Here is a 12,925-nt window from a genome sequence, read left to right on the forward strand (position 1 = left end):
TTTTGTTTATGTTGCGGGCGTATGCGATAATTCCCCAAGAAGGATAATGCATTTATTGTACAATACTCCCTTGATCTTGGTCCATCCTCTCATCCCATCAATCCTGGTTCAAAAAAAGCAGCACGTAAAACATGCTGCTCCAATTATTTTCAGATGGAAAGTTCTCTCACATCTCATATCTCACATCTCAAATCTAACCCCTACAGATTACTTTCCTTTTTGATTTTCCTTCTGGTCGTAATCGGTTTAGCCAATTGTTTGGCTTCATACTGTCTTTCCAGATATTTAATGATCTCTCCGGCGATATCCTTTCCGGTTGCCTGTTCGATTCCTTCGAGGCCAGGGGAGGAGTTTACCTCTAAGATCAATGGTCCACGTGCTGAAGGTAGCAAATCCACACCCGCCACGGTCAATCCCATAGCACGGGCAGCTGCAATAGCAGTTTCCCTTTCTGTCCTGGTTAATTTAACAACTTCAGCGGTACCGCCACGGTGTAGGTTCGAGCGGAATTCGCCTTCTTTGGCCGTTCTTTTCATGGCACCTACAACCTTGCCGTCTACTACGAAAGCACGGATATCGGTACCTTTAGCTTCTTTGATATATTCTTGGATCAAGATATTGTTTCCGAGTCCGTAGAAAGCTTCAATTACTGATGAGGCAGCTTTTTTAGTTTCGGCTAATACAACTCCGATCCCTTGCGTCCCTTCCAATAATTTGATGACCAATGGAGCACCTCCAACCATGGAGATCAGGTCGTCCACATTTGAGGCTGTCCTGGCGAAACCCGTGATCGGTAAACCAAGGCCAGCACCTGAAAGGATCTGCATGCAGCGCAGTTTGTCCCTTGAGCGAGTGATCGCTTGGGACGGGTTGGCTGAAATGACTCCCATGACCTCAAACTGGCGGACAATTGCCGATCCATAGAAGGTTACTGAAGAACCAATTCTAGGGATGACAGCGTCAACCTCTGCAATATCTTGACCTTTATAATGAATGGATGGTTTTGCTTGTTGTATGCCTACATAGCATTTGCTATGGTCGATCACTTCGCATTCGTGACCTCTATTTATGGCGGATTCTACCAGTCTACGGGTAGAATATAATGACCTATTAGTCGATAATACAGCTATTTTCACAATTCTTTATTTGTTAAACAGATAACGATGTTATGAGTTTTATATGATGTTTGTTGCTAAGTTTTTTTTAGATACATCGACCAAGAATTTCCCCGTAATAAAATTACGTCCCAATAGCATGGGGTAGGACATGGCGGATCGATTTCGAAAGGACAATTTGATATCATATAGCTCGTTAAACATACGAATCTTGGTCAAAAAGATATAGCGTATCTCCGATTGTCCAAAAGAACTTTTTACTGTCCTTTCTCTGTGTACAGGGAAAGTCAGTTTCAGGGTTTTTTCACTGTCTTCGTTGGGCCTGATATAGGCGGTAATGTAAAGGTGGCCAGCTTTTTTTACCACTTCCACTTCTTCGCAATGTAGAACAGAGGTTTCAGCGCCGGTATCCGTCTTTGCGTGAATATTGTATAGACCTAGTTCCGGTAGGTCAATGGTTTCTGTTCTGCCAATGGTTTTTTTACCTCTCACTGCCTAGTCTATTCGTATACAAATTCTCCAAAAGGTGAACGGATGGTCACTTTTTTCTTGTCTGCAGCTTCCACACGACCAATAATCTGGGCAGGGATACCAAAAGATTCAGAGATCTTGATGATATCAGCAGCGATTTTCTCAGGAACATAAAGTTCCATACGGTGACCCATATTGAATACTTTATACATTTCTTGCCAATCGGTGTTGGATTCTTTCTGGATCAATTCAAACAGTGGCGGAATTGGAAAAAGATTGTCCTTGATGACATGAACATCGTCTACGAAATGCAGCACCTTTGTCTGAGCACCACCTGAACAATGTACCATACCATCAATCTGGCTACGGTATTTGTCCAAGATCTGTTTGATCACCGGTGCATAAGTGCGCGTAGGCGAAAGTACTAATTTTCCGGCACTTACTTCTTCTCCTGTTTCAGTTTTAACCATGTCAGTCAATGCCTTACCTCCAGCAAAGACTAAGTCATAAGGAACAGCAGGGTCAAAACTTTCAGGATATTTCTCGGCAATGTACTTACTGAACACGTCATGGCGGGCTGATGTCAGACCATTAGATCCCATACCACCGTTATATTCTTTTTCGTAAGTAGCCTTTCCATAAGATGCTAAACCGACAACCACATTGCCACCTTTGATCTTATGATTAGAAATAACATCTTCACGCTTCATGCGGCAGGTCACGGTGCTATCTACGATGATAGTCCTCACCAAATCGCCCACATCAGCTGTTTCTCCACCTGTAGAGTAGATGCCGATACCCAATTCACGTAATTCAGCAAGGATTTCCTCGGTACCATTGATGATTTCGGCAATCACTTCACCTGGAATCAGGTTCTTGTTTCTGCCGATGGTCGATGAAAGAATAATATTGTCAATAGCCCCAACGCATAATAGGTCGTCCAAGTTCATGATAATGGCATCTTGCGCAATGCCACGCCAAACGGATGCATCTCCGGTTTCTTTCCAATAAACATAGGCTAAGGAAGATTTTGTTCCGGCACCGTCTGCATGCATAATGTTGCAATATTGCTCATCAGCTGCTAGAATATCTGGAACAATCTTACAGAAAGCTTTCGGGAATAATCCCTTGTCAATGTTTTTGATTGCGTTGTGTACATCCTCTTTCCCTGCGGATACACCTCGTTGGTTGTATTTTAAATCTGACATCTTGCTGCAAAAATAAGCAAACCTCCCGATTATAGCGAAAAATTTTCGTTTAGAGAGGTTTGCAATTCGACATCTTCCTTTTAATGCCCGATAATCATAGTTGACAGAAGCTTCCTGAGAACTGTAAATACCTTAAAAACCTTATTCCGAGATCCCTTTCGGGTCGTAACCATTGTCCTTGACCTTGATTAATTGATTGAACAAATGCAACATGAGTGTATCTGTCCTTGGATCTTCCTTCAGGTATTTTTCATTTTCCTTATCGGTTGCAATGAGATTGAACAATTTATCGTTCATGAAATAATACCGTACCTCGCCCGCCTTTTTGGTTTTGTCCATGTCAAATTTCGGGTCTATGATATGTGTATTGTAATTGTACTGCTGCTCAAATACGAAAGACAGCTTATCATCCTTCAGGTACATGTCCTGCAAGGAATAACCACCTTCACCATAGTTCCTCGCCTTGATAAGTTCTAATTTGTTGTTCTTGAAGTAATATGTGGCCACACCGCCTTCAGTTGACTCATGTACTTGTGCAGAGTCTATTTTATCCCAATCTTTGATAGCATTGATCCTTTCAAAGTTTTCTCGGACCAGCAATGTCGAATCCGTGCTTGCTGCCACTGAACTGTCATTCCCATCCGTATTTGCTACCAAACTGCTATCTGAAAGTGTATTCCCTGAATTTTTATTTCCTTGGCAAGCGGATAAAGCTAGGACCGCTGCCAGTGAACATATTGCTAGTTGTTTCATATAATTTTTTAATAGTCTGCCTATGGAAGTACAAAAATAATTCCAAGGATATGCAGCAACAAAAAAGCCCTTCGTATGAATTACGAAGGGCTTTTGTATCAGTCTGAGCTTAATTTTTTTTATTAATGTTTGAAGTGACGAACGCCAGTCGTTACCATAGCAACTCCTTTTTCGTTGGCCATATCAATTGACAATTGATCTTTGATTGATCCGCCTGGTTGCAAAACTGCTGTTACACCAGCTTCTCCAGCAATTTCAACACAGTCAGGGAATGGGAAGAATGCATCCGATGCCATAACGCTGCCCTTGATTTCAAAACCGAAAGATTGTGCTTTTTCGATCGCTTGCTTCAATGCATCTACACGTGACGTTTGACCAACTCCTGAAGCGATCAAGGTACCATCTTTAGCGAATACAATAGTGTTCGACTTGGTGTGTTTAACAATCTTGTTTGCAAAGTATAGATCTTTCAACTGTTCTTCACTAGGTTTTACCTCCGTTACAGCAGTCATCTGTTCAGGACCTTCTACGGTATTGTCCTTATCTTGTTGGATTACTCCGTTCAATAGAGTTTTGAATTGCTGCGTAGGTAATTTAACCTCTTTGCGGCGAAGGATAATTCTGTTTTTCTTAGCAGTCAAGATCTGTAATGCCTCTTCAGTATAGGAAGGAGCGATCAAAACTTCAAAGAATAGGTTGTTGATTTCTTCCGCGGTTGCTTTATCCACTTCGCCATTGGTAATCAATACGCCACCGAAAGCTGAAACAGGGTCACAAGCTAATGCTGCTTCCCAAGCTGCCTTGATAGTAGGTCTTGAAGCTACTCCACAAGCATTGGTATGCTTAAGGATAGCGAAAGTAGGTTCGTTGAATTCATCGATAATGGCTACAGCAGCATCTACGTCAACCAGATTGTTGTATGAAAGCTCTTTACCGTTCAATTTATCGAACATAGCGTCAAGGTTACCATAGAAAACACCTTTTTGGTGTGGATTCTCTCCGTAACGAAGAACTTGGGCATTTTGTTCCGATTGTTTGAATACGTCTAGAGACTCTTCTTGATTGAAGTAATTGAAGATAGCAGTATCGTAATGCGAAGAAGTATTGAATGCGCGTTTAGCGAATGATTTACGTTGTTCAAGAGAAGTTGCACCTTCTTGAGCCGCTAAGATTTCTTCCAGTTCGGAATAGTCGTTTTTCGAAGAAATAATGACTACATCATTGAAGTTTTTTGCCGCAGCACGGATCAATGAAATACCACCGATGTCAATCTTCTCGATAATATCTTGCTCTGAAGCACCAGAAGCTACAGTTTCTTCAAATGGGTAAAGGTCTACGATTACTAAATCGATCTCTGGGATTTCGTATTCCTCTAATTGTTTTTTGTCGTCTGCCAACGGACGGCGAGACAAAATTCCACCGAATACTTTCGGGTGAAGCGTTTTTACACGGCCACCTAAAATGGAAGGGTAACCGGTTAAATCTTCAACACGTTCTACTGGGATATCTAAATCACGGATAAAGGACTCAGTACCGCCAGTGGAATAAAAAGTAACTCCGAATTTGTTTAGTAGTTGAATTAGAGGTGCAAGGTTATCTTTATAATAAACTGAAACCAATGCATTTTTAATCTTAACAGGATGATTCATTGCGTTTTGTTTGGAGCCGCAAAGATAATTATTTAAAATATAATTTTCTTGAATTTTATTACTTAATTAAAATGCCTCGGCTAAACAGTTTTAAATTATTAGTATATTGGATTATCCAATTCTAAAACAAAAAATTGACCATGAAAAATCACCTTATATTTCTAATGACCTTGTCCCTCGTTCTCATCGGTTTGGGCGGAATTGCTCAGGAAAACATTGGCGCTAAAGAGACCAAAGTCAGTTCCCCTATCGTTGCAGCAGACAATACGGTAACCTTTAATTTGGTTGCACCTGACGCAAAAACTGTTTATTTGACGGGAAATTGGATGGTTCAAAAGCCGCAAGAACTGCCTAGGGTTGCAATGAAAAAGGATGCTTCTGGGCTATGGTCGGTTAGACAGGATAGTTTAGGGTCAGACCTATTTCTCTATAATTTTATTGTTGATGGCGTGCGCATAAATGATCCTTTGAATGTATACCAGGTGAGGGATGTGGGTAGTGTCTTCAATTACTTCATAACCAATGATGGAAATGCAGATTATTATAAGACCATGTCCGTGCCTCATGGTTCCATGATCAAGCAGTGGTATCCCTCTCGGATCAATAAATCCGAACGTAGAATGACTGTTTACACCCCGCCAGGTTATGAGTCTTCCAAGGAGAAATTTCCAGTGCTGTATTTATTGCATGGAATGGGAGGGGATGAAGATGCATGGCCAACCCTCGGTCGGGTCGCGCAGATCATGGACAACCTGATTGATGAAGGTAAGGTTGTGCCGATGATCGTAGTGATGCCTAATGGCCATACCAGCAATTCAGCGGCCCCTGGTTTTTCAGAAAAGGGAGAGTATAATATCGAGTTTTTTACGCCCGATGTAGGTTCGGGGGATATGGAATCCAATTTTGATGAAGTCATTAACTTCGTGGAGTCCAATTATAGGGTCATTAAGAATAAGAAAAACCGTGCAATAGCTGGTCTGTCCATGGGCGGATCCCATGCTATGTTTATATCCAGTTTTTATCCGAACACCTTTGGATACGTAGGTTTGTTTTCCGCCGCCTATAGAATCAATGATAAGATAAAAAGAGAGGTCTATGATAAGTTTGATGAAAATCTGCTGAAACAAAAGGAAAATGATTACGAAATATATTGGATAGGTATGGGAGAAGATGATTTTCTTTATGACACTGGAGCTGATTTTAGGAAGAAGTTGGATGGGATAAAATTGGATTATATTTACCATGAATCCAAGGGTGGTCATACTTGGTCTAATTGGAGGGATTATTTAGTGGAATTCGGTACCTTCCTCTTCCGAGATTTCGATTAGACTAGGAGCAATAATATCCTAAGTAAAATAAGAGTTTTTTGATAGGAAATCTTTGGGTTTCAGTTTGACCTCATTCGAGACACATTCGGAAAATTCGGAATGTGTCTCGAATGAGGTCAAGTTGTATCCTAGGAAATTTTGAGTTTAATGGAATGCTGGATCAGGTCTCGAAGATAATGAAAAAGGAGCTGTTCCTAAGGTAGCTCCTATATTATATTTTATGATTCTAAGCTTAGTAATCCTTAGTTGTATTTTTTCAACAGGTTCTCGATTACTTTAGGGTAATGTGCGTGTTCAAGTTGTTGGCCATTGAACTTTAGTATTTCCAAAGTATCTCCTGGCTCTACCCGGAAGCGTGCCTGATGAATGATCTCTCCTTCATCGAAATTTTCATTTACAAAGTGAATGGTAATTCCGTGTTCGTCTTCACCGGCTGCCAATACTGCTTTATGCACTTTATCCCCATACATGCCTTTTCCGCCAAATTTTGGCAATAGGGCAGGATGTATATTGATAATTTTGTTTGGAAAGCTTTTTAAAAGGTTTTCAGGCACTAACCACAGGAATCCAGCTAATACTACTAAATCAATTTCAAGTCTTTTTAACAAGTCAACGATTTCATCTGTTTGGTAGAAGTCGTGCTTATCAAAAACATGCGTAGGGATTTCGAAATTATCTGCACGTTGTAAAACATATGCATCTGGGTTGTTACTTAGGACTAAGGCAACTTCGGCGCTGTCAGAGTATTTAAAATGCTCCATGATCTTTTGAGCATTCGATCCAGAACCAGAAGCAAAGATAGCAATACGCTTTTTCACAGTGTGTTATCGTTTGAAAATTTAACTTTAATTTTTCACAAATATAGCTGATTTTTTCCAATAAAGGGCGGTTTGACCTCCATATTGGGGTATTTTTTGTTAGATTTAGGGACATTAAGCTCAAATTATCAGGTTATGAAGAATATTATCTTAGTCCTATTGACTGTTTTTGCAACCGTTAGCTTGTCGGTAGGGCAGGTTCCGGAGAGGATGCCTTCATTTTCCAAGTTTAGTGATATGAATACGGGGGCGAAGTTTACTTCTGACTCATTAAACCGTAAGCATACCCAGGTATTTATCCTTTTTGATCCTGGCTGTGGGCATTGCCAAGAGCTTGGTCAGGGCATTGCCGAGTCCTTGGGTAGGATTCGGGATGATGTAGATTTCTACTTTATATCCATGCAGGAAAAACCATTGGTGGATGGGTATATCAATATGTTTGCAAAAGGTTTGCGAAATGACAAGCGTGTCAGATTCCTCTACGATCCTGAAGGCGAATTTATTTTAAGTTTTAATCCCAAAAATTTTCCTTCGACCTATATCTATGAGGCCGAATCTCTACAAATAATCAAACAATTTGACGGTGAAAACCGTGTAGAAATGCTACTTCCGTACCTTCAAAAACAGGACTAGAGCATTAAAAACCTTATATTTCCTATATTTTACTTTATATTTCTAAAATTTTCCTAATAAAATAAAGTGATATTACTTATTTAATTGTTTTCATATATTTACATATTGAAAGTTTTTAAGGAAAAAACTGTCCTTGATTGGTAGTAGATAGTAAATTCTAACAAAAAGGATCTTGGTTTTGGAGATAACATAGATGCAGGCAACGATTTGTGCGAATGTGAAGACCTAAAAGAAAGCTGAAATCAAATTTTAGAAACATTTTTGAACAAACAATTGATGATATTTGAATTTTACGGGGCGATAAATTGCTGGAAATGAATGGTATTTATTTCTTTGGGGGTAATTTAACTCAAGGTTCGTATAAGTGGAAAATATATTTTCAAGCCGCATTAAACATTTTCAAAATTCTTTAGTCTTTGCGAATATCAGCCAGTCGATAATAAAATATTGTAATGGCCAAGAAATTACAATTGGGGTTGAAGTATACATTTATTTATGATTAACATTTATAAGGAATTAGCTTATCGCGATAAGGAATCTTTTATGGCGGTAGAAACTTTGATTATGTCACTTGATTTAGGACCTCAGAAGCAATTGGTGCTGAGCCAATTTCCGAACTGGGTAAATATTGCCAAGGATTATATCAAAGAACATTGGAATAAACACATCACTCTGGAAGAGTTATCCAATCTGTGTGCGGTTCATAAAGTAACAATATCGAAATATTTCGAAAAATATGCGGGTAGTACAGTACTCCTTTACCAGCGGAAAATTAGGATTATTCGAGCAGTTGAATTGATGCATTTTAGCGGTTATTCGCTAACAGAGATAGCTTTTTTGTGTGGTTTCTCGGATCAAAGCCATTTTACGAGGTACTTTCGTCAAATGATTGGATTCTTGCCTAAGGAGTTACAGAAGAACTGACGCTAATATCGTTCTATTTTAAATTTTAAGCATAGGTTTATTTTGTAACAAGCGAATAAAATCAATTGTTTAACATGAAAATATTACAGGGAAACCGACTGCCAAAACCAAATGGACATTATAGTACAGCCATAGTATCAAATCATTTTCTGTTTGTGTCGGGTCAGTTGCCCATATCGGCAGATGGAAAACATCACGAACAAGATGATTTCGAAAGTCAATTTACTGTTGTATTTCAGAACATTGAGAATATTCTATTAGCTTCTTCGAGCAGTATGTCGAAGATTGTCAAGGTTACAGCCTATGTCTGTGATGTGAAATATTGCCCCCAATTCAATGCTCTGTTTGCCGATTTTATTGGTAAACATAAGCCTGCCCGGACAGTTGTTCCGGTTGCTGAATTACGTCATGGATATATGCTCGAGGTAGACTTGATCGCAGAAGTTTAGTGTTGCACACATTTATTAAACCCGTATATTCCTTTTCATTCGAGTAATTGAGTTTTGTAGCGTCCCTGAAGGAAAACTAGTTTATTTTCTTTCTTAGGAAGTTCCGGATAAGGTTAAAGATGAAAAAGCGATTGGTTTTTTTCTTCATTTTATCTCCAATGTAAATTTTTATCCCAGGATGGATCTTGAAATTGGAATGTAAATCAATAAGAGAACTAAACAATGAAAAAGGGAGGTTTCCACTGGAAATCTCCCTTTATTTTTATTTTATCTAACGCCAGTTAATTTTGGCGATTGGCATGGTGAATCTAAGTGTTAAAGCTAATACTCAGCAAGGTTATTTCGTAGAAAGTACTTTTTCCAATAAAGCCGTGCCTACCTTTCCCAATTCATTGCTTGAGTTGGAAAGCATAATCACCACCGATTTTTCATCGGGTACAAAACCTACAAATGCATTTGAACCAGCTGTTGCTCCAGTATGGTGGTAGTATATAACGCCATCCAACATGTTCATGTGCCAAGCCAGACCGATGTCACTGTTAGGTGGCACGAAGAAGGTGAACTGTTTGGTCAGGTTCATGGCTTTTTGAACATCAGTTTCCGGGTAGGTCAATTGTGCAATGGTATATCGTAGAAGGTCATTTACACTTGATTTCAGGGATCCTGCTGCGGTTATGGCCTGGAAGTTCCAGAAAGGAACCTGTTGGCCTTCTCCATCAAATGGTGGAGCGATGTTTTTTTCCTTCGGGTTCAATTTATCCGTGCTGTTTGTCATTTCTAAGGGGGTCAAGATCATTTCCTTGACCATGGTCATATATGGCTTTTTCGAAATGGTCGATAAGAGCTCGCCCAATAAGCCATAGCCTAAATTGCTGTACTCGTAGACCGTTCCTGCCTCTTCTTTGGATTTGAAGCCTTTTAGGAATGCATACAGTGCTTTTTTATCGTATGCAGCATAGGGATCACTGCTGGAGAATTTAGGAACCTTATTCCAGTTATCTGCAAGCCTTGGAAGTCCTGAGGTATGGTTTGCCAACATCTTGAACGTGATTTTTTGCACATCAGGATTTTGAGCTACGGAATCTGGTAGAAATTTTGCGATGCTGTCTTCCAGGGAAATAATTCCTTTATTGACCATCTCTGCCAATAAGGTAGCCGTAAAAGTTTTAGTTACCGAACCGATTTCATATAAGGTATTGGCATCAGGAAGCGTGTTGTTTCCCGGAGTGGTTTCACCATAGAAAAATGTATTGATCTTGTTTTGATGAATGACAGCAACCGCAAGGGAATGCGCATTTCCATTTTTCGCATAATTGCGTGCTACCGAGTCGATGTATTGATCCAAAGGACTTTTAGCTTCTACATTGGAAAGGATTTCTTCCTTTTTTGGTGCCTCATCAGGGGAATAAGGTTTTATTAAAAAGGTATTGTACCTCATGTTGGAGTCAATGGCAAGTTGCATGGTCAGGGTTTCCTGTTGCAATTCCACTTTATAGGTTGCCAATCCTCTGCTAAACCCTGTTTTAGTCACATTCTCGATGCGGCCTAGGATAAAAAGATTATCCAGTAATTCAGCCATCTTTTCCTTGCTGATGTGTTGTTTAAAATCATCGCTGGCAAGATTGTAGATGGAGTCAACTTGCTGGGAATTGAAGAAAAATTCAATTCTATTGAATACGGCTCTGTTGTTATTCTCCTCAACCGTCTGGGCATTCACAGTGCCCAAACAAGATAAAACTAGGATAATGAGGAGGTTGATCGCTTTAATTCTCATGCCCAAAAATACAAAACAAATTATAAACCTATAACTTGCTTTAATCTTGCATAGCCAGACTTGCTGATATTGACCTTTTCACCAGTTAGGAGGGTGGCAATATAGCTGTCCTTTTCCATGGGTTCTATCTTTTGGAGTTGATCGACTTTTACGATAAAGGAACGGTGGACCCTGACATATTGTTTAGCATCCAGTTGTTTCTCAAAGGAGCTCATGGTCTTGTTCTTTAAGAACATGCCGTCAGGGGTATGGATTTTCACATAATCATCATAGGCTTCCAGGAAATTGATCTGTTGGACCGGGATAATCTTGATTTGGTTACCCGTTTTAACCACGATGCGTTCCAAGGAAGTATCCTCTTCCATGGATTCTTGGAGCTTGGCAGAGTCTATTTTTGGTGCTTGATGGCTATTGAAAGAGGCCTTGAATTTGTCAATAGCCTTTTGAAAGCGATCCGGTCGAATTGGTTTCAACAGATAGTCCACGGCGTTTTTTTCAAAGGCCTTGAGTGCATATTCATCAAAAGCAGTCGTAAAAATGACATGGGGCTGGTTGTCCAACAGTTCCAGCATTTCGAATCCGGTCAATTTAGGCATTTGAATGTCCAGGAACACCAGATCAGGTTGGAATTGCTGTATAGCCTTTACGCCTTCGAATCCATCGTTGCATTCGGCCAATACTTCAAAATCTGGGTGTTCTTTTAGATATTCCAGGACCATGCTTCTTGCCAATGGTTCGTCGTCTATAAGGATTGTCTTTATCATAGTTGAGGGATTCTTAGGGTGGATATAAATGTATTTCCATCGACAGCTGTTTCCAATAGGTCAGTCCTGCCAAAAAGGAGGTACAGTCTTCGCTGAATGCTGGTCAAGCCAAAGCCAGTTCCTTTTTTCTGTTCAGGTTGATCCTGTTCGAAGGGATTGCTGATTTGGATGGTCAACATATTGTTTTCTAAATGGATACTGGTTCTAATGGTTACTTGGTCCGTGACATTGTAAAGGCCGAATTTAATGGCGTTTTCTACCAATGGCTGCAGGATCATTACAGGGATCTTGCCATTGAGTACGCTTTCATCATAATCAAATTCGGTGCTCAGTCGATGTCCGAACCTTACTTTTTCAATATCCAAATATAAGCTTAAATGATTTATTTCTTCTTCTACGGTGGTAAACTGTTTTTCATCCTTTCTCATGGTACCACGAAGGAAGTCTGAAAGTTGGAAGACCATGTTCCGGGCTTCCGTAGGTTTGCTGCCGATTAAGGCGATAATGGAATTTAAGCTATTGAATAGAAAGTGGGGTTGTAGTTGCTGTCTTAAATTGTAGAGCTCGGCATCGCGAACCATGCGCTCACTTTCGTCTTTTCGTCTTTTGTTGAATACGAGTTCTTCCTGGATATTCCAGAAGATATTGATGGTCATGACGCAAGTGATGATCAAGAAGTTGATCACAAAGCGAAACGGAAGGCTAAAATCTAAATAGACCAGGTTTTCATCGGGGGAAAGCTGAATAATCAAGATGCGGATGATGAGAACACTGATAGCTGAGAAGATTGCGGCCATGGAAAAAAGCTTCCAATAGTTCTTGTTGTTCGGAAGATAGAACTGGAGGGTACTATAGATCAGATAGGAGATTCCGGTCATGGTCAAGGCGCCAATGACTGCATCGTAAGCAGCAGTGACCTTGGCAATGTTTGACCAAAGCAAAAGTCCATAAACAATAAGGAAATATAAAACACAAATAATCCACGAGGAGGCATGGATTACATAGCGTTTGGATTGTTCACTAATGGGTTTTTGCATGC

The 12,925-nt window shown here is 40.0% G+C and carries 13 protein-coding genes; 4 read left to right on the forward strand and 9 right to left on the reverse strand.

The annotated features are described in order from the left end of the window. Window positions 1-200: 200 nt before the first annotated feature. The 5 genes from rimK to purH form a co-directional block, all read right to left on the reverse strand. On the reverse strand, window positions 201-1,136 hold the full coding sequence (gene rimK / locus NMK93_RS04475) for a 30S ribosomal protein S6--L-glutamate ligase (protein WP_185210464.1): 936 nt from the start codon (window positions 1,134-1,136) through the stop codon (window positions 201-203). A gap of 39 nt (window positions 1,137-1,175) precedes the next feature. Continuing rightward, complete coding sequence (locus tag NMK93_RS04480) at window positions 1,176-1,607, reverse strand: RimK/LysX family protein (RefSeq protein ID WP_254529843.1); 432 nt, start codon at window positions 1,605-1,607, stop codon at window positions 1,176-1,178. A gap of 8 nt (window positions 1,608-1,615) precedes the next feature. Next, window positions 1,616-2,794: an AIR synthase related protein gene (locus NMK93_RS04485; RefSeq protein WP_254529845.1), complete on the reverse strand. Its 1,179-nt coding sequence runs from the start codon at window positions 2,792-2,794 to the stop codon at window positions 1,616-1,618. A gap of 141 nt (window positions 2,795-2,935) precedes the next feature. Continuing rightward, the gene (locus NMK93_RS04490; RefSeq protein ID WP_185210461.1) at window positions 2,936-3,547 is read right to left on the reverse strand and encodes a hypothetical protein; all 612 of its coding nucleotides are present in this window, start codon (window positions 3,545-3,547) and stop codon (window positions 2,936-2,938) included. A 122-nt stretch (window positions 3,548-3,669) separates the two neighbouring features. After that, window positions 3,670-5,196 (reverse strand): bifunctional phosphoribosylaminoimidazolecarboxamide formyltransferase/IMP cyclohydrolase, encoded by a 1,527-nt coding sequence (purH, locus tag NMK93_RS04495; protein ID WP_254529847.1) that lies wholly within the window; start codon window positions 5,194-5,196, stop codon window positions 3,670-3,672. Between the two features lie 140 nt (window positions 5,197-5,336). Between purH and NMK93_RS04500 the strand changes: the two genes are divergently transcribed. Further along, window positions 5,337-6,524 carry an esterase family protein gene (locus NMK93_RS04500; RefSeq protein WP_254529849.1) on the forward strand — a complete coding sequence of 396 codons (1,188 nt, stop codon included), beginning with the start codon at window positions 5,337-5,339 and terminating at the stop codon, window positions 6,522-6,524. A 242-nt stretch (window positions 6,525-6,766) separates the two neighbouring features. On the opposite strand, the gene purN is transcribed toward NMK93_RS04500, so the two are convergent. Beyond that, window positions 6,767-7,342 carry a phosphoribosylglycinamide formyltransferase gene (gene purN / locus NMK93_RS04505; RefSeq protein ID WP_185210444.1) on the reverse strand — a complete coding sequence of 192 codons (576 nt, stop codon included), beginning with the start codon at window positions 7,340-7,342 and terminating at the stop codon, window positions 6,767-6,769. Window positions 7,343-7,477: 135 nt separating this feature from the next. Here purN and NMK93_RS04510 point away from each other — a divergent pair, with 135 nt between their 5' ends. The 3 genes from NMK93_RS04510 (at window position 7,478) to NMK93_RS04520 (ending at window position 9,348) form a co-directional block, all read left to right on the forward strand. Further along, window positions 7,478-7,975 (forward strand): hypothetical protein, encoded by a 498-nt coding sequence (locus NMK93_RS04510; protein ID WP_254529851.1) that lies wholly within the window; start codon window positions 7,478-7,480, stop codon window positions 7,973-7,975. Window positions 7,976-8,470: 495 nt separating this feature from the next. Then, window positions 8,471-8,899 (forward strand): helix-turn-helix transcriptional regulator, encoded by a 429-nt coding sequence (locus NMK93_RS04515; protein WP_185210442.1) that lies wholly within the window; start codon window positions 8,471-8,473, stop codon window positions 8,897-8,899. Window positions 8,900-8,973: 74 nt separating this feature from the next. Beyond that, the gene (locus NMK93_RS04520) at window positions 8,974-9,348 is read left to right on the forward strand and encodes a RidA family protein (protein ID WP_185218191.1); all 375 of its coding nucleotides are present in this window, start codon (window positions 8,974-8,976) and stop codon (window positions 9,346-9,348) included. A 337-nt stretch (window positions 9,349-9,685) separates the two neighbouring features. Here the strand turns inward: NMK93_RS04520 and NMK93_RS04525 are convergent, their stop codons facing one another. From NMK93_RS04525 to NMK93_RS04535, 3 genes are read right to left on the reverse strand one after another with little or no spacing between them, the layout of a single operon-like run. Further along, window positions 9,686-11,122 (reverse strand): beta-lactamase family protein, encoded by a 1,437-nt coding sequence (locus NMK93_RS04525; protein ID WP_254529853.1) that lies wholly within the window; start codon window positions 11,120-11,122, stop codon window positions 9,686-9,688. 20 nt (window positions 11,123-11,142) lie between these two features. Further along, on the reverse strand, window positions 11,143-11,886 hold the full coding sequence (locus NMK93_RS04530) for a LytTR family DNA-binding domain-containing protein (protein WP_185210439.1): 744 nt from the start codon (window positions 11,884-11,886) through the stop codon (window positions 11,143-11,145). Then, entirely contained in the window at window positions 11,883-12,923 is a 1,041-nt protein-coding gene (locus tag NMK93_RS04535; RefSeq protein WP_185210438.1) for a sensor histidine kinase, read from the reverse strand. The genes NMK93_RS04530 and NMK93_RS04535 overlap by 4 nt, the downstream gene beginning before the upstream one ends. Window positions 12,924-12,925 lie beyond the last annotated feature (2 nt).

Origin of the sequence: Sphingobacterium sp. LZ7M1, from assembly GCF_024296865.1 — a bacterium.
Taxonomy (GTDB): Bacteria; Bacteroidota; Bacteroidia; order Sphingobacteriales; family Sphingobacteriaceae; genus Sphingobacterium.